Raw genomic sequence first — 26,190 nt, forward strand, 5'->3', positions numbered from 1 at the left:
GATCGCGTCCGGCGATGGATCCGTAACGACCACGCGCCGATCGGGCGTGTCCGCAACGGAGCACGTTCCTTGCATGATATCTGCGAACGTCCATACCGGAAACGTCCGGCGGGCCATCCCGGTTCCCGCCACCCGCTCCCGGCTGTCGCCGCAGGTCAGCGAATCGATTTCGTTTTCGGCCGATCGGCATGCTAAGTTTCTAGACGTTGCTCGGGCGAGTGGCGGAATGGCAGACGCGCTGGCTTCAGGTGCCAGTGTCCGAAAGGACGTGGGGGTTCAAGTCCCCCTTCGCCCACCAGAAGAGGGCCGATCCACTGAGTGGATCGGCCCTCTTTCGTATGGTCGGAGGGCGGTCCCCCGTGTGGCGAGTGCCATAGGTCTCCGATCCGATCTCGCTACCGCCCGCGGCGGGCGAGGAGGAGGTGGCCCGGGATCGGCTTGCTCGGCAGGGTGCGGTGTTCCACATCCAGGCCCGCGGCCGCGAGGGTGCCGACGATGCCGGGGGTCTCGCGGAGGGTGAAGCCGTGCGCGGTGAAGGGCAGCTTCGCCATGGCGGCCGGATCGCCGATTGCGATCACGGCGGTACCGCCCGGCCGGAGGGTGCGGGCGAGTTCCGCGGCGACGGGGGCGAGGTCCGGGACGAAATAGATGGTGTTGACCGTGATCGCGGCGTCCAGACAGGCGTCGGGGAGAGGTAGTTCGGTCAGCGAGCCCTCGGACAGGTGCAGGCGGGCGTCCCGGAACCGGCGGCGCGCCCGGTCGAGCATTTCGGTGGCGAGTTCGATGCCGTGCACGGTGCCGTCGGGGCCGACCCGGTCGAGGAGGAGTCCCAGCCCGACGCCGCCGCCGAATCCGATATCGGCGACGGTGGCACCCGGGGGCATATCCGCGGCGTCGATCGCGGCGGTGATCGTCGCCCGGTTTCCCCGGTTCAGGATCGGAGCCACGACATGGCCGAGCGGGCCGTGCGGGCGGCCCAGCTGGCCGGCGATGGTGTGGAGCAGACGGGCGGTGACGCGAGACATGCCGGCAATCGTATCCGGGTTCCGGCCGGATACTGAGGTGAAGATCACATCGCTGATCGGGAGGGGTTTTTCGGGCATCGGACGGTGGTGATCCGGGCGCTTCCCGCAACCGATCGGCTGACCAGTAGACCGCCCTTGGGTGTACATCTCCACCAGTTAGCCGAGTGATGATCATGTTTATAAGGCCGTAAACAAACCTGAGGTCGCTTTATTGCGTCAGTGTCGTTGTCGAGTTCGGTCGGTCTGCGGAAGGTGCAGGTAGGCCGCGGTGTCGGGGTGGGGATCTCGTGCCGGTGGCGCATTCGGGCGTGGCCGCGCAGTGTATTCCGGGGACCGACTCGTCCGGTTCATCCGGTTTGCCGAAGGTGAATTCTCGGTGGCCGCCCGGGGATTCCGGTCCGGCAGCCAGAAGTTAGCTGGAACTGTGAAAAACACCGAGTCCACATGGGATTACGTTGTGCTGCGAGCCGGGCGCTTGTACTCCTCGACGGGTGTGTCGGGGGTTGCGCAGGGGTAACGATTGTGTAGAGTCGACGGTAACGCTGGCCGCAGCTCGAGCCGGACTCGCTGCGGCCAGCGGAACTCAAATCGGGGGATATCCACAACCAGGCGCACAGCGGTGTTGCTGTCGGTTGCCCATCCCCGGTCGTGTCCCGTGTGCCCGATGTTGCCTGCTGTGCAAATGCACGTACATCCGTGCGTTCATGCAGTTCGCGAGGCTCGTTCCCGGGCCACTCGTCCGCCGACACCGAACACGTACACCAGGAACAGTGCCTCGGCCGCGAAGCCCAGCCCGATGCGCACCGGGGTGGGCAGGCCGCTCGGCGTGACGAAGCCCTCCAGCAGTCCGGACACGAACAGCACCCCGACCAGGCCCAGCGCGATGGTGGCGGTCGATCGTCCCCGGTCGGCCAGCGCCCGGGCCCGGCTGCGCCGCCCCGGATCGACGAGCGTCCAACCCAGCCGCAGGCCGGCGCCACCCGCGACGAAGATGGCGGTCAGCTCGAGCGTCCCGTGCGGAAGGATGAAGCCGAAGAAGGAATCGAGCCGGTCGGCCTCCGCCATCAATCCACCGGTTATCCCCAGGTTCAGCGCATTCATGAACAGCACATACACAGCCGGGAGAATCAGCACACCGATGAACAGCGCAATCGCGGATACCCAGGCGTTGTTGGTCCATACCTGCGCAGCGAACGCGCCCTGCGGATGCTCGGTGTAGTAGGTCTCGAATCGGCCACCGGGCGCGGTGAGCGACCGGGTGTCGTCCGGAACTCCCAGGGCGTCCCGGGTCGCGGACGAACTCTGGACCAGAGTCGCGAATACGGTCGATACGAGTAGGAAAGCAGCGCCCACCGAGATCCACCAGTACCGGGCGTAGTACACCGCAGCGGGGAAGTGGTGGGTGAAGAATCGCCCGATCTCGCGCGCCGTGCCGCCACGGGCGGCCAGCACCCGGCCCCGGGCACGGGCGAGGATCGCACCGAGCCCGGTGATCAGATCGGGGTCGGGATGTTCGCGCTGCAGCCGGGCCAGCTGCTGCGAGGTGTCCCGGTAACGGCGCAGCAGTTCATCGGTCTCGGGACCGGTCAGCGAACGCTGCCTGCTCAGCTGGTCCAGGCGGTGCCAGGATCGTCGGTGCGCCCAGCTGTAGGCATCGGTGTCCATATCGGGAATGCTATCCACATGGCCGAATTCACCACCGGCGAAGCTGTTTCGCTCGAGCTGCCGATCGCCCGGATCCCCAGCCGGGCCGGCGCGTTCGTCATCGATGTACTGCTGGAGTTGTTGCTGGCCTTCGGCCTGTTCGCTGTCGCCGCGATGCTGGGGCTGTTCCGGCTCGACGAAGCCTGGGTGGCTGCCGTGGTTCTCGTGATCATGGTGTCGGTACTGGTCGGCTACCCGGTGGCGACCGAGACCCTGGGGCGCGGGCAGACCGCGGGGAAGGCGATCGCCGGGCTGCGGGTGGTCCGGTCCGACGGCGGACCGATCGATTTCCGGCACGCCCTCACCCGTGGGCTCACCGGGGTGATCGTGGACTTCTGGCTGCTCGGTGCCTTCGGTGCGGTGGCGGTGGGCACGTCGATGTGTTCCCCGCGGGCGCGCCGGGTCGGCGATGTGCTGGCGGGCACAGTGGTGGTGCACACCCGGACACCGATGCCGGCGCCCGCCCTGGTCGCCGCCCCGCCGTGGCTGCAGCCCTGGGCGACCCGGCTCGATCTGACCGGGGTGTCCACCGAACTGGCCGCCGCGATCCGGCAGTACCTGACCCGGCTGCGCACGCTGACCCCGGAGGCACAACAGCAACTCGGAACCCGGCTGATGCAAGCGCTCGCCGAAGTTGTGCACAGTCCGTTGCCGACCGGGTACCCCCCGTTCCATGTGCTCGCGGCCGTGCTCGCCGAACGTCAGCGGCGCGCGGCACTGGAGCTCACGTCCCGGCAGTCCGGTGCCGCCCGGTGGAGTGTCTCGGCCTGAACGGGGCAGGCGCTACCCCGTGCCGCCCCGTTTCAGCTCCAGATATTCCTCGGCCAGGGCTTCCGGGAGCCGATCCGGTGCGGCCGTGACGACATCCACCCCCAGCCGCCGCAGCGACTCCCGGGCCAGGGCGCGTTCGGCGAGCACCGTTTCCGCCGCCGCGGCGGTATACGCCGCGCCGGAACTGCTGCGGTCCCGGGCCGCGGCGGCGATATCGGGGTCGGTCACCGAAACGATCAGCACCCGGTGCCGGCGCAGCAGCACCGGAAGCACCGGAACCAGCCGTTCCTCGACCGAATCGCTCAAATCGGTGAACCAGACCAGCAATGCGCGCCGCCGGCTGCGCTGCAGCACCGCCCGGACCAGTCCCGGCACATCGGTGTCCACCAGCCGGGGCGTGACCCCGGCCAGCGCGTGCATGAGTTTCACCGACAACCGTTGGCCACGGGCGGAGGCCTCCGCTCGTACCTCGCGGTCGTAGGCCAGCAGATCGACGGTGTCGCCGGCCGCGCCCGCGAGCCCACCCAGCAGCAGGGCCGCCTCGATCGCGGCGTCGAGCCGGGTGCCGTCCCCGACCCGGCCCGCTTCCGTGCGCCCGGTTTCCAGCAGCATCAGCACGTGCCGGTTGCGTTCCGGGCGCCAGGTGCGCACCAGCACGTCGGCGGCCCGGGCGGTTGCGCGCCAGTCGATCGCCCGTACATCGTCGCCTGCCACGTATTCCCGGAACGAGTCGAACTCGGTGCCCTGACCGCGGGTGTGTGCGATCGTGCGGCCCTCCAGCTGCTGCAGCCGGGAGACCTTCGCCCGCAACAGCCGTTCGCTCCGGAACGGCGGCAGGGCGCGGACCCGGGCCGGTGCGGTCAGCCGGGTCTGCCGCCCGGCGAGGCCGAGCGGGCCGACGGTCCGCAAGGTCACCGGTCCTGCCACCCGATCGCCGCGGTGCCCGGGTGTCAGGGTGGTGCGCAGCCGGGTACGGGTTCCGGGCGGCAGCCGGAGCGGATGCTCGAAATGCTCGGCACCGGCGCTGTCGGGCCAGTTGTCCCACAGCGTGCCGCGCACCGTCCGGTCTCCGGTGTTGGTGACCACCAGCTCCACATCGGTACTGCGCCCGAGCCGGACGGTGGTGAGTGGCTCCCGGTCGAGGTCGATCGTCGCCCGCGCCGCCGATGCGTCCACCGCGACCGCGGCGGCGAGCAGTGCCGTCGCCAGCAGCACACCCGGCCAGGCGGGCAGCACGAACATCACGAAGGCACCGGCCACCACGGCCAGCGCGACGAATCGTCCGGTAACCGTCATCGCGGCGGCTCCTGCCGTCGGTTTCCGGCCGATCGGCCGCGGCGATGGGAAGGCGAGTAGCGCATCGGCTACACCGGGACGGGGACGGCGTTCAGCAACGAGGCGAGCACCGATTCCCGGGTGACCCCGTCCAGCTCGGCCTCGGGCCGCAGCTGCAGCCGGTGTCGCAGGACCGCCGTCGCTACCGCTTTCACATCGTCGGGGGTGGCGTAACCGCGGCCGTGCAGCCACGCATACCCGCGGGTGGCGGCCAGCAGGGCCGTGGCGCCGCGGGTGGAGGCACCGTGCTGGACGGCGGGGGAGGAGCGGGTGGCCCGGCACAGATCGACGATGTAGGCGAGGATCTCCGGCCGGGCCGTCACCTCCGCGATGGCGGCTCGGCCGGCGGCGAGGTGTGCGGGCCCGGCCACCGGCTGCAGTCCGGCGGCGCCCAGGTCGCGGGGATCGAACCCGCTCGCATGCCGTTGCAGGATGTGGAACTCGTCGTCGCGGCCGGGCAGCCGGATGTCGACCTTGAACAGGAAACGGTCCAGCTGGGCTTCCGGCAGCGGATAGGTGCCTTCCTGTTCGATCGGGTTCTGGGTGGCGACCACCACGAACGGATCCGGCAGCGGGCGCGGCTGCCCGTCGACGGAAACCTGCCGCTCCTCCATCGATTCCAGCAGGGCGGACTGGGTTTTCGGCGGCGTCCGGTTGATCTCATCGGCCAGCAGCAGATTGGTGAAGACCGGGCCCTGCCGGAAGGTGAACTCCGCCGAATGCGGATCGTAGATCTGTGAACCGGTGACGTCGCCGGGCATCAGGTCGGGGGTGAACTGCACCCGGGCATGGTCCAGGTCCAGGGCGGTGGCCAGGGCCCGGACCAACAGCGTCTTGGCGACGCCGGGCACACCCTCGAGTAGTACGTGCCCGCGGCACAGCAGGGCCAGTACCAGGAACATCACCGCATCGTCGTTGCCGACCACGGCCTTGCCGATCTCGGTGCGCAGCGCGGCCAGTGCCGCGGCGGCTTCGGCAGCGGTCGGCGCGGCGGCGCCGGCTTCGGTCGCGGTCGGTTTCGTCAGTTCAGTCATCCGAGTTCCGTCTCGATCCATTCGAGTTGTGCGGCAACGTGGGTCAGGGTCTGTGCGTCGGGCACCGGTGCGTAGAGGGCCGCGTGGATCTGCTCGGGCGGGCTGCCGAGTCGCCGGGCGGCCGCCGCGGTCAGCTGTTCGGGGGTGAGTGACCCGCCGTGCTCGAGGCGGGGCCGGATCCGGCGCAGAGTGCCGGCCCGCAGCTTGCCCGCGACGAACTCGGTGTCGCCGCTGCGCCGGTACAGCCCGGCGCGGCCGGTGAGCAGTTCGTTCGCGGCCACCTGCACCGGCAGCGGCTCACCGACCAGGGCACCGCGCCGCCGGCCGCGCCACCAGATGGCGGCGGCGAAGGCCAGCAGCAACTGCAGGCCACCGAACGCCAGCCAGGGTGGCAGCCTGCTGAAGATCGAGTCCTGGCCCGCACCGAATTCGTCCGGCAGATCGGGCGGCGGCAGATCCGGTGGTGGCAGATCGGGATCCGCCGGTGGTGGCGGCGCGGTCGGCGCACCGCACGATTGCAGCGCTGCGAACAACAGCAGGGCGATCGCCGCCGTGGCGGCCAGAACACCCCAGAACCTGGGGTCGCGCAGCAGTTTCGGCAGCTGCGGCAGGGACCTCCGGCTCCGCGCGGCGGTTGCGGCGGGTGCGAGCTCCACCGGTTCCGGTTTCGGTGGCGGCGCGGTCTGCGAATATCGGTCGGCGTATTCGAGGTGCCGGTATTCCGCTTCGGTCGCGGCCCGGCTGCCGTACACGACCTCGTCGAAACTCGTTGCCGAAGGCGTCAATTCGTCGGCCTGCGGCAGCGGCAGCACCGTGGTGGCATCGGTGGCCGTCTCCTGTGCGGTCCGGGATCGGCGCACCGGCAGCGCACCCTGTTGTTCCAGGCCACGGAGTACCGCCCGGAAACGCTCCCGCAGCGCGCGGTCGTAATCCTTTCCGGCTGCGGCCTGTTCGGCCGCCGCACGGTGATCCGCGGCCGACCCGAGCCGCGGCGGGTCCGGGGCCGGGGCCTCGGGGTCGGGTACCGGTTCGTTCATCGTCCCCCCGTCGGAATCCGGATATCGGCGCCCTCGCACCGGCAGCGCCGATCCACGTACACCAGTACCCGGGACGCGGCTTCGACGATCTCGGTGAACGCCGCGAGCAGCAGCACCGCCGCAACCACCAGCCCGATGACCGCCCAGCGATGCGTGCCGGTGAACTCGGACAGGAAGTACGGGATCCCCAGCAGCGGCACCGCCACCAGCGCGAACACCGCCCGCTGGGTGAACCACAGGCCGGCGGTGCGCCAGGCGGCATCGCCGATCAGCAGCCGGGACCGGGTGGCCGCAGCCGGATAGCCGAGGCGCTCGGCCAGGATCAACGGCGCCACCTGGAACCCGCGGGCCCGGAGATGACCCAGCCAGACCGGGCCGAGCGGCATCGTGATGATCAGCACGGAACACAGCAACAGCACGCCGACCCCGCCGAGGGTGAACATCGCCTGGGCGGCGGCCAGCGGAGCCGCCCGGGAGCCGAACGCGGCCAGCAGTTTCCGGGGACCAGGCCGGTGGCCGCCGAGCAGATCGGCGAGCCCGGCCGATATTGTCACCGAGCGCAGCACCAGCCGCACCAGCCAGACCGCCGCAGCGCTCGCGCCCAGCACGGCCAGGAAGGTACCGGCGTCGGAACCGTCGGTGAGGTGCGAAACGAGCCCGGTCACGGCGAGGACGAAGACCTCGGCGCTCAGCAGTGTCCCGGCCAGGATCGGAGCCAGCGCCGGTAGCTGCGCCTGGATCAGGGCGAACGGCTCGTCGAGCAGCTCGCGGAAACGCATGGGCCGGAGGGGCACCGTCGGAGCTGACACAGCAGCTGCCGGATCGACTCCCGCCCCGACGGCCCCGGCCGATTCGGTGGCTGGGGACACGCCGCCGAGTCTAGATCGTGTCGCCCGGTCGCGGGCGGGCGAGCCGGGTCGGAGCCGTTCGGCCACGCAGGGTCACCTCATCGGCCAGCTCCCACCGGCCGGCTTCGGTCGAAGCCGCACCGGACACGGTGGTCGCGGAGCTGAGCAGCAGGCCCGGTTCGTTCTTCGCCAGCTCACACAGCCGGGCCGCCTCGTTGACCGCATCGCCGATGACGGTGAACTCGTACCGGTGCCGGGCACCCACATTGCCGGCCACCACCCGTCCGGCCGCGATCCCGATGCCCGCCTGCAGTTCGAGTGGCCCGTCCGGATCGTCCGGGTCGCGCTGCTGCAGCCGCTGCTGGATGGCCCGCCCGCAGGCCAGCGCCGCACCGGCGGCATCGGGTAGCGGTGCCGGTGTGCCGAAGACGACCAGCGCGGCATCGCCTTCGAATTTGTTGAGCAGGCCGCCGTGCCGGTCCACTTCGTCGACGACGACATCGAAGAACCGGTTCAGCATCGCCACGATCTCCGGCGCCGGCCGGGTGGCGGCCATCGTGGTGGAGCCGACGATGTCGATGAACAGCGCCGCCGCCTCGGTTTCGGTACCGCCGAGCACCGGTCGCGAGGCGATGGCCGCCCGGGCGACGTCGCGGCCGACGTGCTTACCGAATAGATCGGCGATCTCGGCACGTTCGCGCACCCCGCTCACCATCCGGTTGAATCCGCTCTGCAGTTCACCCAGCTCGGTGCCGTCGTAGACGGTGACGGCCACTCGCAGATCACCGTCCTCGACCCGGCGCAGTGCCTGGCGTACACCGCGGATCGGTGCCACGGTGGCCGCGGTCACCTGCATCATCAGCACCATTCCGAACACCAGCGCCGAACCGCCCAGCGACAGCATGCACACCGCGAGGCGCTGCGTGCTCACTTCCGACGGGTCGGCCAGCGCCCATATCGCCACGATCATCGCGGTGGCGACCGGCACGCCGGTACCGACCAGCCAGCAGAGCATGGTCCGGCCGAAGACGCCGAGACCGTGCCGGCGGCGCTGGGGTGCGGCCTCCAGCACCCGGGCGGTGACCACGCGGAGGGCGAATTCGGCGATCAGATAGCTGTTTGCGCACACCACGATCGCCGCCGCACCGATGGCCAGGACGAACTTCGGGATGAGCCGCGGATCGGCGATGCCGTAGCAGGTGGTGAGCACGATCAGCGCCAGCGTCCACAGCACCAGTTGCTGCAGCACCAGCCGCCGTGGTGCCGCGGCGGCCGCCCGCTGCTCGGCCGGGGTGGGTACCCGGTCCGGATCGGTGGCCCAGCGCATGGTGCGCAGGCCCACGACTGTGCCCCAGACGGTGCCGATCGCCAGCGCTGCCACCGCGCACAACGGCGTCAGGATGGCGTTCAGCAGGATCAGGTCCCAGCGGAACAGCGACGGGCCGGGGAGTACGAAGCCGGTCAGGGCGATGACGACCGCGATCCCGATCAGATTCGCCACCAGCAGCGGGAGGGTCAGCAGCAACTGGACGCGGACCCGCCGGATGCGGGAGTCCTCCTCGGCCGGGCCCAGCAGTGGGGACCCCCACGGCGCCGGCCCGGGCGCCGTCACAGTGTCCGGGTGCAGTTTCGGCTCGGTCTCGCCCACCCCCGCACTGTAAACCGGACACCCCTCGGTGGCGTGATTCATATGACCTTCAACACATCATGCAGTCGGCATATGTCCTGGAAGATCGGCCGGTCGGTGTGGTGTGACCGCTTCGGGCGGGCGCTCCGGCTTCCGGTACACCTGTGCACTGGACCCCTGGTCGGCGGTCGCGCGCGGCGGGCCGGCAGGAAATCTGCCGCGACCGTCACCGGCTGCGGATGTCAGCGCCCCGGCGGCAGTTCGTACGGGCCGCGGTGGCCCGGCAGCTCGGTGCTGTCCCGGCCGGGTAGTTCTGCTGCGCTGCCCGAGTTCAGCGCGGGATCGCCCGGCGCGGCGCCGGTGGGGAGGGCGGCGTATCCGGCCGTCGTCGGATACATCCGCGGATCCGGATGGAACCGGGCATCCGGTGCGTCCACGACCCCGGCGGCGATCCGGTGCGCATAGGCCCCGCCCGGTGCAGTGGGGTCGGCGCCGGGCGGCAGCTGGTGGCCGACCTGGTATCCGGGCGGCAGCTGGTACCCCGCCTGGGCGGCCTGCGCCTGCGAGTCCTGTGTGTCGACGGTGACTTTGCGGGTGCGCCGCAGTGTGAAGGTGACCTCCTCGACCTCCTCGAACGCCTGCCGCGCGGTCCGAAGTGGGTGCGTGGCCGTGTCGATGGCGTTCGCCACGAACGAGGGCACCAGCGGGCGGATCCAGCGGGCCGCGGTGTCGGTGAACGGAACGGTCCCGATCACCGGCAGTTCCAGGCCCCCGCTGGCGGTCGGCGCCGGGGCCGGGGCAGTCGTGCTGCCGACGGGTTCGGGCAGCTGCTGCTGCGGCACCGGCGCAGGTGCCTGCGCCCGGTCGGCGGACAGCTGGGCCGCGGGGAGGTGTGCGGGCAGGTTCGGCTGCTGTGGCACGGAGTCGTCCTTTCGATCGCCGGCCGGGCCGGGAAGTTCGGGGCGTCGTGGTTCGGTGATTCCGATCTCCAGGCCGCCGATCGCCGCGACCACCCGGGTGCGCTGCCGCTCCCGGTCGATGGCGCGGTCGGCGTCCAAGGCGAGTCGGGCGGTGGCGAGCTGATGATCGGTGCGCAGCGACTCGACCGCCACCCGGGTCCGGGCCTGTTCGACCGCGATGGCGGCGTCGGCCTCCCGCTCGGCGCGGTCCTGCACCTCGCGGGCCGCGGCTGCCCGGTCCGCCGAGGTCTCGCCGCGCCACCACCGCAACAGCAGCGGCAGCAGTGCGAGCAGGGTCGCTGCCGCCAGGATCAGCAGCCGCAGCGCGAAGGCACCGGCATGGTGGGTGGTGTAGTCGTTCATCGCCAGCCAGCGGGCGCCGAGCCCGCGGTCGGCCTCGGCGACCGCGGTGGCCCGGGCCGAGGTCAGCGCCGCATCGGCGGCGGCGATCCGTCCGTCCAGTTCGCCGGCGCGGTCCCGGGCAGCTGCCAGCTGGTCACGGGCGTCGGCGAGCATCTCGTTTGCGGTGCGTTCCTCCGGGCCGCGGCCGGGGACGCCGGTGATCCGGGTCTGCGGGCAGGCCGGGGTGGGGTTGTATTCGCAGCGGGCGATGACCAGCGCTTCGTCGATATCGTCCTGTGCGGTGGCGATCGCCTGCTCCTGGTCGGCGCGTTCGGCGCGGGCCCGGTCGAGTTCGGTCTTTGCGGTGACCACCGCGGGTGCCGACTCGGCGGCGGCCGCGGCGCGTTCGTCCACCGTCCGATCCACGGTGCCGGCGAGCAATACGGTGGTGGCGAGCTCGGCGACGATGACGCCCGCGAGCACCGCAACGCCCACCCGCACGAGATGAATGCGCAGCCCGGCGGCGGTGGGCCGGACGACGATCAGGGCCCGGGCGACGGCACCGGCCGCGGCGGCGGCCAGGATCGCGACCGCGAGCGCGGCCGGCACGCCGGCTCCGGCGGCAGTCAGGGCCGTGCCGGTGACCAGGCCGGCGACCACGGCGAACAGCAGTACCGCGGTGCCGGTGAGGGCGTATCCGGTGCGTTCGTGGTCGTCCGCACCCTCGGCGTGCCCGCCGCCGAGTGCGATGACGATGCCGGAGACGGTCATGGGTTATCACGTCCTTGCAGCGTCGAACGGACAGGCCGGAACGGACATCTTGGCGGAACTGTCACGAACCCGTTGTGTCAGCGTGACAGCACCCGGCCCGACACACCGAGCGACGCCCGGGCTATGTGGGCAGCCTCACAAGTGTTGTGCAGCACGGATGCCGACGTCCGACGCTGTGTTCTGCGCCACGCCCACCGAATAACTGGAAGTGTGCTGTCTCCCACAGCATCGGCCGGATCGTCCGGAAAGGTGTGGTGTCCCGCCGATTCCGACATTGTCGGTTATCTCTCAATCCGGGTTCGGTACGGGGTCTGCGGGTTTGGTTCCGGCCGGGCCGGGGAACTCCAGACCGATGCAGGTGGATGCCCGCTTCCGGGCGTCGTGCCGGCCTCCTGTCGGCCGGTTCGCCCTGGTGGGCGCGGTGCAGGCGGAATCGATCCGCCCGGTGCCCTGCTTTACACTGGACGATGCGCGCAAACTGGAGGACGGACAACGCAAAGCCCAGCTAGACCGGGTTATTAGTACAACCTTAGTTGGTTGGGTCCCGGACCTGACTTATCGTTTGCTCTTACGCCGAACACACACAACGTCGGCGATATCGCCCATCGAGGGCCGGAAATACCGGGCCCGACCGTAGTGGGTGCAAGCCCGCGCAAGCGAGCACCACTTCCCTCTCGTGGAGGGCGGAAGCGGACAACTGGAGACGTGACTGCACGCCGGAGACCATCAGCGCGGCTGGACTCCGGACCGTACGGACGCAGTCTTGACGAAGGCGTTCGACGAGGACGGCCCGGCCACGTGGTGGGCCGAGTTCATCGGAGGCCGACTTTCTTGAAGGCAGAGGCATGACGCAACTTCCTGGCCACAGGTCCCCGACCGGCGGCGCCGGCTATGGGCACCGCCCCACGGGGCTCTACGACCCGGCGAACGAACACGACGCCTGTGGTGTCGCATTCGTCGTCGACATGCACGGCCGCCGCAGCCGCGACATCGTCGACAAGGCTATTACGGCACTGCTGAACCTGGAGCACCGCGGTGCTGCGGGCGCCGAGCCCAACTCGGGCGACGGTGCAGGCATCCTGATCCAGCTTCCGGACCGGTTCTTCCGTGCAGTCCTGGCTCAGGAAGGCGCCACCTTCGAACTGCCGGCGGAGGGCTCCTACGCCACCGGTATCGCTTTCCTGCCGCAGTCCCGCCGGGAAGCTTCACGGGCCGCCTACGGTGTCGAGAAGATTGTCGCCGAGGAGGGCCTCGCGGTTCTCGGCTGGCGTGAGGTGCCGATCGACGAGTCGTCGCTGGGTGCGCTGGCCCGCGACGCCATGCCGACCTTCCGGCAGATCTTCATCGCCTCGCCCGCCGGTGCCGACGAGCAGCTCTCCGGTATGGACCTGGAGCGGCGCGCCTACGTCATCCGCAAGCGCATCGAGCACGAGCTCGGCAAGGCGGGCGCCGGCGAGGGCGCGGTCGGCAAGGAATCGGTGTATTTCCCGAGCCTGTCCGGTGAGACCTTCGTCTACAAGGGCATGTTCACCACGCCGCAGCTGCGTGCCTTCTACCTGGACCTGCAGGACGACCGCGTCGAGTCGGCGCTGGGCATCGTGCACTCCCGGTTCTCCACCAACACCTTCCCCTCGTGGCCGCTGGCGCACCCGTTCCGCCGGGTCGCGCACAACGGTGAGATCAACACCGTCTCCGGTAACGAGAACTGGATGCGCGCGCGTGAGGCGCTGCTGCGTTCGGACGTGTTCGGCAAGGATTCGGCCGGCAAGAACCGCCTGGACAAGGTCTTCCCGGTCTGCACCCCCGGCGCCAGCGACACCGCCCGTTTCGACGAGGTGCTCGAACTGCTGCACCTGGGCGGCCGCAGCCTGCCGCACGCGGTGCTGATGATGATTCCCGAGGCCTGGGAACGCAACGAGACCATGGACCCGCAGCGGCGGGCGTTCTACGAGTACCACTCGATGCTGATGGAGCCGTGGGACGGCCCCGCGTCGGTGTGTTTCACCGACGGCACCGTCATCGGCTCGGTCCTGGACCGCAACGGTCTGCGCCCCGGCCGCATCTGGGTCACCGAGGACGGCCTCGTCGTGCTCGCCTCCGAGGTCGGCGTGCTCGATATCGACCCGGCCAAGGTGGTTCGCAAGATCCGGCTGCAGCCGGGCCACATGTTCCTGGTGGACACCGCCAAGGGCCGGATCCTGACCGATGACGAGGTCAAGTCCGAACTGGCCGCCGAGCACCCGTACCAGGAGTGGCTGGACGCCGGCGTCAAGCGGCTGGCCGATCTGCCGGACCGCCCGCATCAGCACATGTCGCACGACCGCGTGCTGATCCGGCAGCAGATCTTCGGCTACACCAACGAGGAACTGAACCTGCTGATCTCGCCGATGGCGAAGAACGGCATGGAAGCGCTCGGCTCGATGGGTACCGACACCCCGATCGCGGTGCTGTCGTCCCGGTCGCGGCTGCTGTTCGACTACTTCCAGCAGCTGTTCGCGCAGGTCACCAACCCGCCGCTGGATGCGATCCGCGAGGAAGTCGTCACCAGCCTCAAGCGCAATATCGGCGCCGAGGCCGACCTGCTGCACCCGGGCCCGGATTCGTGTAAGCAGATCGCCCTGGAACAGCCGATCCTGGACAACGACGAGCTGTCCAAGCTGGTGCACATCAACGACGACGGCAGCCATCCCGAGCTGCGCTCGGTCGTGGTGCGCGGTCTGTACCCGGCCGACGAGGGCGGCGAGGGTCTGGGCCGGGCGCTCGAGGCGATCAACACCCAGGTCTCGGCGGCCATCGAGGGCGGCGCGCGGATCGTCGTACTCTCCGACCGCGAGTCGAACGACAAGCTGGCGCCGATTCCGTCGCTGCTGCTGACCGCCTCGGTGCACCACCACCTGGTGCGGGAGCGCACCCGCACCAAGGTCGGCCTGGTCGTGGAGGCCGGTGACGCCCGCGAGGTGCACCACATGGCCATGCTGGTCGGCTTCGGTGCCGGCGCGATCAACCCCTACATGGCCTTCGAGACCATCGAGGACATGCTGGAGCGCGGTGCGCTGCAGATGCCGGGCAGCACCGGCGACCTGCGCGCCGACTACGCCAAGGCCGTGGCCAACTACAACAAGGCCGCCAGCAAGGGTGTGCTGAAGGTGATGTCCAAGATGGGCATCTCCACCATGGCCTCCTACAACGGCGCCCAGCTGTTCCAGGTGATCGGCCTGGACCAGGGCCTGGTCGACCGCTACTTCGTCGGGCTGCGCTCGCATCTGGGCGGCATCGGCCTGGACGAGATCGCCGAAGAGGTGGCCATGCGCCACCGCGTCGCCTTCCTGGAGAACCGCAACGAGCGCGCGCACCGCGAGCTCGAGGTCGGCGGTGAGTACCAGTGGCGTCGCGAGGGTGAATACCACCTGTTCAACCCGGACACCGTGTTCAAGCTGCAGCACGCGACCCGCTCCGGCCAGTACTCCATCTTCAAGGAGTACACCAAGATGGTCGACGACCAGTCCGAGCGGCTGGCTTCGCTGCGCGGCCTGTGCAAGTTCAAGGAGGGCGAGCGCGCCCCCATCCCGATCGACGAGGTCGAGCCGGCCAGTGAGATCGTGAAGCGGTTCTCCACCGGCGCGATGAGCTACGGCTCCATCTCGGCCGAGGCGCACGAGACCCTCGCGATCGCGATGAACCGGCTCGGCGGCCGCTCCAACTCCGGTGAGGGCGGCGAGAACCCGGCCCGGTTCGAGGTCGAGGAGAACGGTGACTGGCGGCGTTCGGCGATCAAGCAGGTCGCCTCGGGCCGGTTCGGTGTCACCGCGCACTACCTGACCAACTGCACCGATATCCAGATCAAGATGGCCCAGGGCGCCAAGCCGGGTGAGGGCGGCCAGCTGCCGCCGCACAAGGTGTACCCGTGGGTCGCCGAGGTGCGGCACTCCACGCCGGGCGTCGGCCTGATCTCGCCGCCGCCGCACCACGACATCTACTCGATCGAGGACCTGGCGCAGCTGATCCACGACCTGAAGAACGCGAACCCGCAGGCTCGGATTCACGTGAAACTTGTCGCGGAGCCCGGCGTCGGCACCGTCGCCGCGGGTGTGTCGAAGGCGCACGCCGACGTGGTGCTGATCTCCGGCCACGACGGTGGTACCGGTGCCTCGCCGCTGACCTCGCTCAAGCATGCGGGTGGCCCCTGGGAACTCGGCCTGGCCGAGACCCAGCAGACCCTGCTGCTCAACGGCCTGCGGGACCGGATCGTGGTCCAGGTCGACGGCCAGATGAAGACCGGCCGCGACGTGATGATCGCTGCGCTGCTGGGCGCCGAGGAGTACGGTTTCGCGACCGCTCCGCTGGTCGTCTCCGGCTGCGTGATGATGCGCGTCTGCCACCTCGACACCTGCCCGGTGGGTATCGCCACCCAGAACCCGGTGCTGCGCGAGCGCTACACCGGCAAGGCGGAGTTCGTGGTGAACTTCTTCATGTACATCGCCGAAGAGGTCCGGGAGATGCTGGCCCAGCTGGGCTTCCGCACCCTGGACGAGGCCATCGGCCGGGTCGACCTGCTCGACACCACTGAGGCCAAGAACCACTTCAAGGCGAACAAGCTGGACCTCTCGCCGATCCTGGATCAGCCGGAGACCGCGTTCATGCGCCAGGACCTGCGCTGCACCAAGGAGCAGGACCACGCGCTGGACAAGGCCCTGGACAACGAGCTGATCGCGCAGAGCGCGGCGGCCCTCGAACGCGGCCAGGCGGTCAAGTTCGAAACCAAGATCACCAACGTGAACCGGACGGTCGGCACCATGCTCGGCCACGAGGTGACCAAGCTCTACGGTGGCGCGGGCCTGCCCGACAACACCATCGACATCACCTTCAACGGTTCCGCGGGCAACAGCTTCGGCGCGTTCGTCCCGGCCGGTATCACCATGCGGGTGCAGGGTGACGCCAACGACTACGTCGGCAAGGGCCTGTCCGGCGGCCACATCGTGGTCCGGCCGTCCGAGACCGCGCCGACCGGGTTCGTGGCCGAGGACAACATCATCGCCGGCAACGTCATCCTGTTCGGTGCCACCAGTGGCCGCGTACTGATCAACGGTGTGGTCGGTGAGCGTTTCGCCGTGCGTAACTCCGGTGCCACCGCGGTCGTCGAGGGTGTGGGTGACCACGCCTGTGAGTACATGACCGGTGGCCGGGTCGTCATCCTCGGCGATACCGGACGCAACTTCGGTGCGGGCATGTCCGGCGGTATCGCCTTCGTGTACGACCCCGAGGGCACCTTCGCCGGCAAGGTCAACCCGGAACAGGCCGGAGCCGTCGAACAGCTGTCGGGTGACGACTTCACCTGGCTGCGCGACATCGTCACGGTGCACCGCGACGAGACGGGTTCGGCGCTGGCCGAGCGCATTCTGAGCGACTGGTCCCAGCAGGTGAACCACTTCGTGAAGGTGATGCCGCGCGAATACAAGAAGGTTCTGCTCGCCATCTCCGAGGCCGAGAAGAGCGGCAAGGACGTGGACGAGGCGATTATGGAGGCGGCCCGTGGCTGACCCACAGGGATTTCTGAAGCACACCTCGCGGGAGCTGCCGAAACGTCGGCCGGTGCCGCTGCGCCTGCTGGACTGGAAAGAGGTCTACGAGGAGAAGTTCTCCCACGACACGCTGCAGACCCAGGCCAGCCGCTGCATGGACTGCGGTATTCCGTTCTGCCACCAGGGCTGCCCGCTCGGGAACCTGATTCCCGAGTGGAACGACCTGGTGTACAAGGACCGGTGGCGCGAGGGCATCGACCGGTTGCACGCGACCAACAACTTCCCGGAGTTCACCGGTCGGCTGTGCCCGGCACCGTGTGAGGCCTCCTGCGTGCTCGGCATCAACCAGGACCCGGTGACCATCAAGCAGGTCGAGGTCGAGCTCATCGAGAACGCCTTCGACGAGGGCTGGGTGCAGCCGGTCTACCCGACCCGGATCACCGGTAAGAAGGTGGCCGTCGTCGGTTCCGGTCCCGCCGGTCTGGCCGCCGCCCAGCAGCTCACCCGGGCCGGTCACACCGTGACCGTGTTCGAGCGGGCCGACCGCATCGGCGGTCTGCTGCGCTACGGCATCCCGGAATTCAAGATGGAGAAGCGCTTCATCGACCGCCGGATGGCGCAGATGGAGGCCGAGGGCACCATCTTCAAGACCGGCGTGAACGTCGGTATCGACATCACCGCCGCCGAACTGCGTGAGCAGTTCGACGCCGTGGTGCTCTCCGGGGGCGCCACCATCGCCCGTGACCTGCCGATCCCGGGCCGCGAACTGGACGGCATCCACCAGGCGATGGAATTCCTGCCCTGGTCGAACCGGGTGCAGCTGGGTGACGACTGCACCGACGAGAACGGCCTGCCGCCCATCCACGCGAAGGGCAAGAAGGTCGTCATCATCGGTGGCGGCGACACCGGTGCCGACTGCCTGGGCACCTCGCACCGGCACGGTGCCGAGAGCGTCCACCAGTTCGAGATCATGCCGCGCCCGCCGGAAGAGCGTGCCGGTTCCACCCCGTGGCCGACCTACCCGCTCATGTACCGGGTGTCCTCGGCGCACGAGGAGGGCGGCGAGCGGGTGTTCTCGGTGAACACCGAACGCTTCGTCGGCGAGGACGGCAAGGTGACCGGCCTGCAGGCGCACGAGGTCAAGATGGTCAACGGCCGCTTCGAGAAGGTCGAGGGCACCGACTTCACCCTGGAGGCGGACCTGGTCCTGCTCGCCATGGGCTTCGTCGGCCCCGAGAAGCCGGGCCTGCTCACCGATCTCGGTGTCGGCTACGACCAGCGCGGCAACGTCCAGCGCGACAAGAACTGGGCCACCAATGTTCCCGGCGTGTTCGTCGCCGGCGATATGGGCCGTGGCCAGTCCCTGATCGTGTGGGCCATCGCCGAGGGCCGGGCCGCCGCCGCCTCGGTGGATCAGTTCCTGGAGGGTGACACTGCCCTCCCGGCGCCGATCCCGCCCACCGCGGTCGCCCAGCGCTGACCCGCTGAACGCCGAAGGCGCCGCCGGACAACGAGGTCCGGCGGCGCCTTTGTGCTGTGCACCGGTGTCGGCTGTGCTGTGCACCGGTGTCGGCCCGCCGCCGGTCGCCGGTGCACCGGCGAATGCAGCGACATCCATCTCCGCCGCCGCACGGGCCCGGCCGCGCATGGTGCCGCTCCGGCTCTGCCACGACTGTGGTGTGTGTGGCAGCAGACATCACCCGGTCCTCCTGTGGCGCGGTTCCGGTCGTGCGCCTATTGTGATGCGCGATCGGGCGCGCAGCGCTGCGCGCTGTCGGGGTGTGCGCGGTGCAGCGCAGGGTAGTTCGAACTGGAGCGGTATGCGGTTGAAGAAGGTTGTCGCGGGCTTCGGCGTGTCTGCGGCGATGGCGGCGGGGCTGATCACGGGTGGTGGGAATGCCGCGGCGGCACCCGGTTGTCCGGAACTGTATGTGGTTGCGATTCCCGGCACCTGGGAGACCGGGCACGACAAGGAACCGGGGCCCGGCATGCTGTCCGGCGTCACGGACGGTCTGCCCCGGACCGCACAGGTCGACTACGTGACCTATGCCGCGACCGCTTTCCCGTGGGAAGGCGACGTCTACGGCAGTTCGAAGCAGGAAGCGGTCGATTCGGCACGCGGATTGCTGACCGCCAAGGCCGCGGCCTGCCCGGGAGCCGATATCGCCTTGGTCGGATACAGTCAGGGTGCCGATGCGGCAGGCGATCTCGCCGCCGAGATCGGGACCGGCCTGGGCCCGGTCCGTCCCGAGCGGGTCGCCGGTGTCGGTCTGATCTCAGATCCGCGCCGGTCACCCACCGATATCCAGGTCGGCCCGCCCGCACCGGGCGCCGGCGCCAGCGGTCCGCGGCCGGGCGGGTTCGGTTTGGTCAGCGACCGGGTCCGCACCATCTGCGCCGTGGACGATCTGTACTGCGCCACCGAGAACGAGGATTTCATCACCCGATTCGCCGGTTTCCTCGCGCAGGCCTCGGCAGCGAATCCGGCCGAGCTGCCGAAGTATCGGAGTGAAGCGAACTCGATCATCGAAGATCTGATGGCGCACGGCGGCATTCCGACGCTGCAGTCGCAGTTGTCCGATCCGGCCAACCAGGCCCGGGCTGAGCAGCTCGAGGAGTTCTATCTGTCGCAGACGCATATGCGCTACGCCAGCTATCCGGTCGGTGGCGGCCAGACCGCGATCTCGTGGATGCACAACTGGATCGCCGGGATGGCCTGATTCACATCTCTGGTTCGATTTCCTCGCGGCCGGTGACATCCGCCGTATCGATGATGCGGATGTCCCGGCCCGGATCGGTGAGCACCTTGAGAAAGCCGGGTGGATTCTCCATGACGTAACCGTGCACCACGCCGTCCCGGGTTTCGATGCGCTCCAGCGCAACCCACGGCACCTGCACGACCGCCGCGAGGATCAGCGCGGCCGCCGCGACCACCATCCCGGTCCGGGTGATGAACCAGTGCGCGAGCACGCGCCCTTCGGGATCGTGTACACCGGCCCGCAGCAGGATCAGCAGCAGCGTGGCCAGCACGGCGGCGACGGCCAGGACCCACCAGGCCCGGTAGGTCCAGACCAGCGCCGTCGTGAACACCGCGACGATCACCAGCCAGACCAGGTTTCCCGCATTGCTCCACCCGGGTTTCCCCAACCTGATCTGGTGTACCACCGCCTCCGGCAGCAGGATCGCCAATGCCACCCCACCCAGCACCGGACTGGCCATCAGCGTGCCGATCACCATCGGCCCGACATCGTCGACCCCGAGGGTGCCCGCGATCGAGAACGCCGCACCCCACGAATAATCGGTTATCGCGAACAGCCGCAGCGCCAGGAACAACGCCGCCAGCGCCGTCAGCGACAGCCCCTTGGCGAACAGATGGTCGTTTCCGGACGGCTCGGCCATGCGATGACGATAGCCGTGGTCATCGCCCGGCTCCGGCAGTCGACTGCGGCGTGCCGCCGCAACGACCGCTATCGACCGGGCGCGCGGCGATACTCCTCCTGGCGGTGCCGGACCTGATCCGGCCGCCGCGGTCTGTACAGCGGATGCGGCCCCGTATGACGGTGGCGGGCCCTCAGTATCCGTGGGGCGGATGCTGACCGGGGTATCCCTGTGGACCGGGGTACCCCTGTGGTGGGTGGCCCTGTGCGTGGCGGCCGTCCGGCGGTGGTGGTCCGTAGCCCGGCTGCGGGACAGGCGGGGGTGGTACGTAGCCGGGAGGTGGGAGCGGAGGCCGCGCGCGATTCGCGGAGCCGGACCGAGTGGTCAGCGAAATCACGACAATGATCACGCCGATCGGGACAAGCAACAGCGTGCCGACGACGATGATTCCGTACAGGGTCTCCATGGGCTCCCCCCACCTGGATCAGGACAGTGTCGGTAGTCGATCTTGCCACGGCGGCTCGCTCAGTGGATGCCAGTGTCCGTGGGTCGGGTGCTGACCCGGAGTATCCCTGTCGTGGGTGGCCTGGATGTGGCGGCCGACGGCGGTGGGGTGAACCGGGGGAAACCACCTCGGATGTGCTGCGCCGCGCACTGCGCGTCCTCGACCGGGAGCGCTGGCAGGCTCAGGCGCAGGACGACGCCGACCGGATCACCGCCAGTGGTGAAAATCTCGCAGACGAGCCGGACGCCTGGTGATCCGGGGTGCGGTGTACCGTATCGACCTCGGTGATCAGCGGCGGGGGCATGAACAACGCGGTCGCCGCTTCGGCGTAGTCCTTTCTCGAACCGACTGGTCCATGGTCACCATTGTTCCGACGTCGACCAGCGCTCGACCTTCCCGGTTCCGCCCCGAAGCCGAGCTCGGCGGGCGCACCACCCTCCTGCTGGTCGACCAGGTCCGCTCGATCGACACCGGGTACCTGAACGGCGATCCGGTCGGGTACCTGACACTCGAGGAGATGACCCGGCTCGATCGAGCGGTGATCCGCTATCTCGGCCTGAACTGATCCGGCTGCCCGGGGGCAGCCGGATCAGCGCGGTTTCACGAACGGGAACGGCAGGGTTTCGCGGATGCTGCGGCCGGTGAGCAGCATGACCAGGCGATCCACGCCGAGGCCGAGTCCTCCGGTGGGTGGCATGGCGTGTTCCAGCGCGTGCAGGAATGCGGCATCGGGGGCCGGTCGACCGGTGGTGCGCCGGCGAAGCTGCACGGGGTCGGTGAGTTCGCTGTGTGCGGTGGCGATTTCGGCACCCCAGGCAACCAGTTCCCAGCGTTCGCCGACACCGGGGACGGTGCGGTGGGTGCGGGCGAACGGCGCGACCGACGTGGGAAAGTCGAGATAGAAGGTCGGTTCCTGGGTCCGCGCGACCACCAGGCGCCGGTACGCCTTCCGCACCAGCAAGCCGGGATCGGCGCCCGGTGGGCCGGAAACCCCGGCCTTTTCGCACAGTTCCCGCAGCCGGTCCGGGTCGGTACGGGAGGTTATCTCGGTGCCGACCGCCTCGGACAGCGCTCCGTACACCGTCTTCACCCGCCAGTCTCCGGAGATGCCGACCCGGGTGCCGCCACCGGATCCGTCCGGCCGCAGGACCACCTCGGCACCGTGTGCGGCCCGGGCGGCATGCTGGATCAGCTCCCGGCAGATGTGCATCATCCGCAGGTAGTCGCTGTGCGCCTCATAGGCTTCCAGAAGCGTGGCCTCCGGATTGCGGCCGAAATCCACGCCGTCGGTGCCGAAGGTGCGGCCGATCTCGAACACCCGCTCCACCCCGCCGACCCCGAGCATCTTCAGGTACGTCTCGGGGCTGTGGCGCAGGTGCAGATCCAGCCGGCCGAGCCGGGTGGTCGGCTGCGTTCCGGAACTGGGCGCCGGGTGCAGGATCGGCGTCTCCACCTCCAGAAAACCCCAGCCGTGCATCGACTCCCGCAACGACCACAGCACGGCGCTGCGCTGCACGAGCAGGTCCCGTTGCGCGGTGTCGACGGCGAGGTCGAGATAGCGCTTACGCGTCCGGGTATCGGATGCGGTGAGGCCGTGTCGTTTGTCCGGCAGCGGATGCAGGCTCTTGCCGTTCATCCGCCAGTCCTGGCCGTGCAGTACGAGTTCGCCGCGCCGGCCGGTGCCGATCCGCCCGCTCACCTGGATCAGATCGCCCAGGTCGAAGATCCGGGTGAATTCGGTGATCCGTTCGGCGCCCACCCGGCCCCGGTCCAGTACGACGGTCAGATCGCCGGACCAGTCGCGGACCAGTACGAAGATCACCCCGCCGTGATCGCGGCGGCGCAGCAGCCGACCGGCCACCCGCACCGTGGTGCCGCGCGGTACCTGCCATGTCTCGGCGATCGAATGGGTCGGTGGATAGGCTTCCGGATACGGTTCGCTGCCCGCGGCCCTGATCCGATCGAGCTTGTCCTGCCGCACCCGGAACTGATCGGGCAGTCGCGGCGCCGGGGCCGGTTGCTCGGCCCGGACGGCGGGCGGAGGCGGCGTGGGTGGCGGCTCGGCAGCCACCGGTTCGGGGTCGGGGCGACGACTGCTCCATGCCGACAACGCGGCCAGCGCACCCAGCAGGACGAAGAGGCCGAGTAGAACGAGGATCGCTGCCGTCACCGAACCAGTTTGGCCGGTAACCGGGGGGATTTGCCACGCGGACGCTACGGCGTGTTTCGCACAGTGCCGCCGGGCCGGTGACCAGGCCGACGATCGGGAGGGGTAAACATTATCCCATGTCGGAACCAGTAGATGTGCCCATCGGTGACGAGGTGATCCGGCTCGGGCAATTCCTGAAGCTGGCGAACCTGATCGATTCGGGCTCGGAGGCGAAGTCGGTGATCGCCGCCGGTCTCGTCCGGGTCAACGACGAGGTCGAGACCCGGCGCGGCCGGCAACTGCAGGCCGGGGATGTGGTCGTCTTGGCGGGCCATCAGGCCCGGGTCACGCAGGCGCACTGAGCGGCGCGGGCCGGTCCGCCACAGCGCCGCCCGATTGCGGAACAGCCATGGGACATGATTTGCCTCCCCGCCCGCCTGCGAGCCACAACGTTCGTCTGCCTGGACCGGCAGACCGGATTGTCGCTCGCAGGCGGGCGGGTTCGGTGACCGGTTCCGGCCGCTACTCCGCGCGTGCTACGACGCCATCGGAGTCGCTGTAGACCATCTCGCCCGGTACGAAGGTGACGCCGCCGATCTCCACCGGGACGTCCTTCTCGCCGCTGCCGGTCTGGGTGCTCTTCCGCGGGTTGGTGCCCAGCGCCTTCACGCCGATGTCGAGAGTGCGCAGGATCGCGGAGTCCCGCACGGCGCCGTTGACGATCACGCCGGCCCAGCCGTTGTCCACGCCGCGCCCGGCGATGATGTCGCCGACCAGTGCGGTGTGCACGCTGGCGCCGCCGTCGACGACCAGGACCTTACCCTCGCCCGGTTCGCTGAGGGTTTGCTTGACCAGCAGGTTGTCCTGGAAACAGCGGATCGTCGTGATCCGTCCGGCGAACGCCGCGCGTCCACCGAATTGGATGAACTGCGTATCGCAGCTGCGGATCTCGGGGCCGATCTCATCGGCCAGATCGGCGGTGGCCACCACATTCGCTTGCTCGGTCATGGCCTCGATTGTGTCGTATCAGCGATGGCTCCAATGCAGCCGGTACATCTCTCGGTCGTGATCGGTGAATTTGGTGCGGTTGACCAGATCCGGGTTCAAGCCGTGCTGGATCATCCGGAACCGGCGCCACACGTAGCTCAGCGACAGGGTGAACAGCACCATCGGGATGATCATCAGCACCATCAGGCCGATCCGCCAGTTCAGTGGTCCCGGCAGCAGCAGGACCAGCAGGAAGAACGGCAGGACCGGGCCGAGGAACCGGACGAGGTAGCGTTCCAGCGCCCCGTGGCCGACGAGGTCGCGGAGCACCCACTCGTGCAGCTCCTCGGGGAGCTCACGGCCCAGATCGTAGGCGATCCGCTGCCTAATCGTCGGGGTGCGCATACCTCCAGGCTATACCCGACGGCTATCGATGTGGTATGGCTCATTCTCCCGTGGTACGGCCGTGCCGCCGCTCGTAGGCGGCCCGTTGGCCGGCCGCGCGGGCCCGCGCATCGGCATCGGCCAATGCCGGGTCCAGCCCGTGCCTGATCAGCCGGTTCCGGCGGAACACGTAGGTGAGTGCCACGGTGAAGTAGATCAGCGGCAGATACAGCAGCGCCATCATCGCCAGACCCATCCACACCGGCCCCGGCACCAGCAGGAAGAGACAGAGCACCGGCAGGATCGGCACCAGGATGCGCAGCAGGTAGCGGCGGGTGGCGCCGGGGCCGGTCAGATCGCGCAGCACCCAGTCCTGCATCGAGGGCGGCAGCGTCCGGCCGCAGATGTAGCCGATCCGCTGACCGAACCCCGGACTCGCGAACTCGCTCACGCCTGCGAATGCGCCTTCTCGATCTCGGCCACCAGGTGGTCGGTGGTGTGCTTCGCGGCGATCTTCACGAACGGTTCGATGGTCTTGTTCAGCATCTTCCCGGCCATCCCGCTGCCCACGCTGAACTCGATCACGGCATCCACGGTGCAGCGATCGTCGCCCTTGGGGTAGAAGAAAAACGTCGATTCGAGCTCGATGCCCTTGATCGACTTCACTCCGATGGTGCGGCCCGGCTCCCAGCGGACCACCTCGATCCGGGACTCCAGCGTCGCCGGACCGAGCTTCATCTTGCCGTCGAACTGGGCGCCCACGCCCTCGGTCTGCTCGGTGACCGCGACGAACCGTTCGATTCCGTACAGGAAGTTGGCGAGGTTGCGGTAGTCGTTCACATAGGCGAACGCCGTTTCGGCCGAGGCGACGCAATCCTCGACAATCCTGACTTCGGTCATGCAGTCACTCTAACGGCGCTCACCCGGAGACTGCGAGCGTAGCCGCGAGCCCGAACACCACGGCCTGCACCGTCACCTCGGTAATCGCCCGGCGCAGTGAGCCGTCGGCGGTCATCCGATGCCGCCGGACCAGCGGCACCCAGCTGCGCCGCCACCACCAGCCCAGTCCGGCCAGCGCCACCAGCAACACCAGTTTGGCCAGCATGATCCGCCCGTAGCCGGTGGTCACCAGGGGAGCCGGGCCACCGATCCGGACCAGGCCGTTGATCACCCCGGTCGCCGTCAGCACCACCACCGCCGGGCCGGCCAGCGTCGAGAACTGCGGCAGCACCTGCAGCCAGTCCCGGCGGCTGCGCAGCACCAGCGCCGCGGCCAGCAGGACGCCGAACCAGGCGGCGGCGGCCAGTGCATGCACCCCGGCCAGCACCGAGCCGAACGCCTGCTGCGACATATGCCCGGTGATCGGCCGCAAGGTGAGCACGACCGCGGCGAACACCAGGACCGGATCGGTCGAAACCGGGTCGGCCCGCCGGTCTGCCAGCACGCTGTAGCAGGTCAGGCCGCCGGTGCCGAGCAGAATCGCGATCCCGATCTGCCCGTTGCTCAACTGGGTGAGGAAGATGCCGAAATCGGTCGCGCTCAGCCGGGTGACCGGCACCCCGACCACCTCGGCCGCCGCACCGACCAGCACACCCACTTCGGCGACGAACCAGATGGCCGCCAGCACGGCCAGGCGGCGCCACGGTGCGGGCGCCCGGGGATGCAGCCGGGGCAGCACCGCCAGACCCAGCACCGTGGCACCGGCGATATCGGCGGTCGCCCGCAGTGCGGCCCCGGCCGGGAACGCCGGGACCGCCAGCAGCAGCCAGGCCAGCGCCACCCCGGCCAGGGCGGCGCCGGCCACCGGCAGCATGG

General features: G+C 69.3%; 21 protein-coding genes and 1 tRNA gene. 7 read left to right on the top strand and 15 right to left on the bottom strand.

What is annotated here, in order from left to right:
• The first annotated feature begins 212 nt into the window (after positions 1-212).
• A tRNA-Leu gene (locus AC1HFH_RS01645) sits at positions 213-298 on the top strand.
• Between the two features lie 97 nt (positions 299-395).
• Here AC1HFH_RS01645 and AC1HFH_RS01650 read toward each other — a convergent pair.
• Positions 396-1,025 (bottom strand): class I SAM-dependent methyltransferase, encoded by a 630-nt coding sequence (locus AC1HFH_RS01650; protein ID WP_480245657.1) that lies wholly within the window; start codon positions 1,023-1,025, stop codon positions 396-398.
• A 702-nt stretch (positions 1,026-1,727) separates the two neighbouring features.
• Complete coding sequence (locus AC1HFH_RS01655; protein ID WP_480245658.1) at positions 1,728-2,690, bottom strand: stage II sporulation protein M; 963 nt, start codon at positions 2,688-2,690, stop codon at positions 1,728-1,730.
• 18 nt (positions 2,691-2,708) lie between these two features.
• Here AC1HFH_RS01655 and AC1HFH_RS01660 point away from each other — a divergent pair, with 18 nt between their 5' ends.
• Positions 2,709-3,500: an RDD family protein gene (locus AC1HFH_RS01660; protein WP_480245659.1), complete on the top strand. Its 792-nt coding sequence runs from the start codon at positions 2,709-2,711 to the stop codon at positions 3,498-3,500.
• A gap of 12 nt (positions 3,501-3,512) precedes the next feature.
• Here the strand turns inward: AC1HFH_RS01660 and AC1HFH_RS01665 are convergent, their stop codons facing one another.
• The 6 genes from AC1HFH_RS01665 to AC1HFH_RS01690 all read right to left on the bottom strand — a co-directional run bounded on the left by AC1HFH_RS01665 (position 3,513) and on the right by AC1HFH_RS01690 (position 11,453).
• Positions 3,513-4,796 carry a DUF58 domain-containing protein gene (locus AC1HFH_RS01665; RefSeq protein ID WP_480245660.1) on the bottom strand — a complete coding sequence of 428 codons (1,284 nt, stop codon included), beginning with the start codon at positions 4,794-4,796 and terminating at the stop codon, positions 3,513-3,515.
• 68 nt (positions 4,797-4,864) lie between these two features.
• Positions 4,865-5,860 (bottom strand): AAA family ATPase, encoded by a 996-nt coding sequence (locus tag AC1HFH_RS01670; protein WP_480248009.1) that lies wholly within the window; start codon positions 5,858-5,860, stop codon positions 4,865-4,867.
• 5 nt (positions 5,861-5,865) lie between these two features.
• On the bottom strand, positions 5,866-6,906 hold the full coding sequence (locus AC1HFH_RS01675; RefSeq protein WP_480245661.1) for a DUF4129 domain-containing protein: 1,041 nt from the start codon (positions 6,904-6,906) through the stop codon (positions 5,866-5,868).
• Positions 6,903-7,685 (bottom strand): hypothetical protein, encoded by a 783-nt coding sequence (locus AC1HFH_RS01680; protein ID WP_480245662.1) that lies wholly within the window; start codon positions 7,683-7,685, stop codon positions 6,903-6,905. The genes AC1HFH_RS01675 and AC1HFH_RS01680 overlap by 4 nt, the downstream gene beginning before the upstream one ends.
• 100 nt (positions 7,686-7,785) lie before the next feature.
• Complete coding sequence (locus AC1HFH_RS01685; RefSeq protein WP_480245663.1) at positions 7,786-9,402, bottom strand: adenylate/guanylate cyclase domain-containing protein; 1,617 nt, start codon at positions 9,400-9,402, stop codon at positions 7,786-7,788.
• Between the two features lie 221 nt (positions 9,403-9,623).
• Entirely contained in the window at positions 9,624-11,453 is a 1,830-nt protein-coding gene (locus AC1HFH_RS01690; protein WP_480245664.1) for a DUF4407 domain-containing protein, read from the bottom strand.
• A gap of 845 nt (positions 11,454-12,298) precedes the next feature.
• Here AC1HFH_RS01690 and gltB point away from each other — a divergent pair.
• The 3 genes from gltB to AC1HFH_RS01705 all read left to right on the top strand — a co-directional run bounded on the left by gltB (position 12,299) and on the right by AC1HFH_RS01705 (position 19,692).
• A complete protein-coding gene (gene gltB, locus AC1HFH_RS01695) occupies positions 12,299-16,990 on the top strand; it encodes a glutamate synthase large subunit (RefSeq protein ID WP_480245665.1) in 4,692 nt (1,563 codons plus the stop codon).
• On the top strand, positions 16,983-18,452 hold the full coding sequence (locus AC1HFH_RS01700) for a glutamate synthase subunit beta (protein WP_480245666.1): 1,470 nt from the start codon (positions 16,983-16,985) through the stop codon (positions 18,450-18,452). Before gltB ends, AC1HFH_RS01700 begins: the two co-directional genes overlap by 8 nt.
• A gap of 340 nt (positions 18,453-18,792) precedes the next feature.
• The gene (locus tag AC1HFH_RS01705; protein ID WP_480245667.1) at positions 18,793-19,692 is read left to right on the top strand and encodes a cutinase family protein; all 900 of its coding nucleotides are present in this window, start codon (positions 18,793-18,795) and stop codon (positions 19,690-19,692) included.
• Position 19,693: 1 nt separating this feature from the next.
• On the opposite strand, the gene AC1HFH_RS01710 is transcribed toward AC1HFH_RS01705, so the two are convergent.
• Complete coding sequence (locus AC1HFH_RS01710) at positions 19,694-20,371, bottom strand: hypothetical protein (protein ID WP_480245668.1); 678 nt, start codon at positions 20,369-20,371, stop codon at positions 19,694-19,696.
• A 749-nt stretch (positions 20,372-21,120) separates the two neighbouring features.
• Here AC1HFH_RS01710 and AC1HFH_RS01715 point away from each other — a divergent pair.
• Positions 21,121-21,420 (top strand): type II toxin-antitoxin system PemK/MazF family toxin, encoded by a 300-nt coding sequence (locus tag AC1HFH_RS01715; RefSeq protein WP_480245669.1) that lies wholly within the window; start codon positions 21,121-21,123, stop codon positions 21,418-21,420.
• A gap of 24 nt (positions 21,421-21,444) precedes the next feature.
• Here AC1HFH_RS01715 and AC1HFH_RS01720 read toward each other — a convergent pair whose 3' ends face one another.
• The gene (locus AC1HFH_RS01720; protein WP_480245670.1) at positions 21,445-23,025 is read right to left on the bottom strand and encodes an amino acid--tRNA ligase-related protein; all 1,581 of its coding nucleotides are present in this window, start codon (positions 23,023-23,025) and stop codon (positions 21,445-21,447) included.
• 116 nt (positions 23,026-23,141) lie between these two features.
• Between AC1HFH_RS01720 and AC1HFH_RS01725 the strand changes: the two genes are divergently transcribed.
• On the top strand, positions 23,142-23,366 hold the full coding sequence (locus tag AC1HFH_RS01725; RefSeq protein WP_480245671.1) for an RNA-binding S4 domain-containing protein: 225 nt from the start codon (positions 23,142-23,144) through the stop codon (positions 23,364-23,366).
• 160 nt (positions 23,367-23,526) lie between these two features.
• Here AC1HFH_RS01725 and rraA read toward each other — a convergent pair whose 3' ends face one another.
• From rraA to AC1HFH_RS01750, 5 genes are read right to left on the bottom strand one after another with little or no spacing between them, the layout of a single operon-like run.
• Positions 23,527-24,012, bottom strand: coding sequence for a ribonuclease E activity regulator RraA (rraA, locus tag AC1HFH_RS01730; RefSeq protein ID WP_480245672.1), 486 nt, complete (start codon positions 24,010-24,012; stop codon positions 23,527-23,529).
• Positions 24,013-24,030: 18 nt separating this feature from the next.
• Entirely contained in the window at positions 24,031-24,396 is a 366-nt protein-coding gene (locus AC1HFH_RS01735; protein WP_480245673.1) for a DUF5313 family protein, read from the bottom strand.
• Positions 24,397-24,436: 40 nt separating this feature from the next.
• Positions 24,437-24,826 (bottom strand): DUF5313 family protein, encoded by a 390-nt coding sequence (locus tag AC1HFH_RS01740; protein WP_480245674.1) that lies wholly within the window; start codon positions 24,824-24,826, stop codon positions 24,437-24,439.
• Positions 24,823-25,275 carry an SRPBCC family protein gene (locus AC1HFH_RS01745; protein ID WP_480245675.1) on the bottom strand — a complete coding sequence of 151 codons (453 nt, stop codon included), beginning with the start codon at positions 25,273-25,275 and terminating at the stop codon, positions 24,823-24,825. The genes AC1HFH_RS01740 and AC1HFH_RS01745 overlap by 4 nt, the downstream gene beginning before the upstream one ends.
• A gap of 19 nt (positions 25,276-25,294) precedes the next feature.
• Entirely contained in the window at positions 25,295-26,188 is an 894-nt protein-coding gene (locus AC1HFH_RS01750; protein ID WP_480248010.1) for a CopD family protein, read from the bottom strand.
• Positions 26,189-26,190: the final 2 nt, after the last annotated feature.

This window comes from Nocardia sp. KT25-26 (assembly GCF_056627695.1).

Excerpts from the sequence above, each read along its gene's own strand:
- AC1HFH_RS01650 (WP_480245657.1), bottom strand. The coding sequence starts at position 1,025 with ATGTCTCGCGTCACCGCCCGTCTGCTCCACACCATCGCCGGCCAGCTG.
- AC1HFH_RS01655 (WP_480245658.1), bottom strand. The coding sequence starts at position 2,690 with ATGGACACCGATGCCTACAGCTGGGCGCACCGACGATCCTGGCACCGC.
- AC1HFH_RS01660 (WP_480245659.1), top strand. The coding sequence starts at position 2,709 with ATGGCCGAATTCACCACCGGCGAAGCTGTTTCGCTCGAGCTGCCGATC.
- AC1HFH_RS01665 (WP_480245660.1), bottom strand. The coding sequence starts at position 4,796 with ATGACGGTTACCGGACGATTCGTCGCGCTGGCCGTGGTGGCCGGTGCC.
- AC1HFH_RS01675 (WP_480245661.1), bottom strand. The coding sequence starts at position 6,906 with ATGAACGAACCGGTACCCGACCCCGAGGCCCCGGCCCCGGACCCGCCG.
- AC1HFH_RS01680 (WP_480245662.1), bottom strand. The coding sequence starts at position 7,685 with ATGCGTTTCCGCGAGCTGCTCGACGAGCCGTTCGCCCTGATCCAGGCG.
- AC1HFH_RS01690 (WP_480245664.1), bottom strand. The coding sequence starts at position 11,453 with ATGACCGTCTCCGGCATCGTCATCGCACTCGGCGGCGGGCACGCCGAG.
- gltB (WP_480245665.1), top strand. The coding sequence starts at position 12,299 with ATGACGCAACTTCCTGGCCACAGGTCCCCGACCGGCGGCGCCGGCTAT.
- AC1HFH_RS01705 (WP_480245667.1), top strand. The coding sequence starts at position 18,793 with ATGCGGTTGAAGAAGGTTGTCGCGGGCTTCGGCGTGTCTGCGGCGATG.
- AC1HFH_RS01710 (WP_480245668.1), bottom strand. The coding sequence starts at position 20,371 with ATGGCCGAGCCGTCCGGAAACGACCATCTGTTCGCCAAGGGGCTGTCG.
- AC1HFH_RS01725 (WP_480245671.1), top strand. The coding sequence starts at position 23,142 with ATGTCGGAACCAGTAGATGTGCCCATCGGTGACGAGGTGATCCGGCTC.
- rraA (WP_480245672.1), bottom strand. The coding sequence starts at position 24,012 with ATGACCGAGCAAGCGAATGTGGTGGCCACCGCCGATCTGGCCGATGAG.
- AC1HFH_RS01735 (WP_480245673.1), bottom strand. The coding sequence starts at position 24,396 with ATGCGCACCCCGACGATTAGGCAGCGGATCGCCTACGATCTGGGCCGT.
- AC1HFH_RS01745 (WP_480245675.1), bottom strand. The coding sequence starts at position 25,275 with ATGACCGAAGTCAGGATTGTCGAGGATTGCGTCGCCTCGGCCGAAACG.
- AC1HFH_RS01750 (WP_480248010.1), bottom strand. The coding sequence starts at position 26,188 with ATGCTGCCGGTGGCCGGCGCCGCCCTGGCCGGGGTGGCGCTGGCCTGG.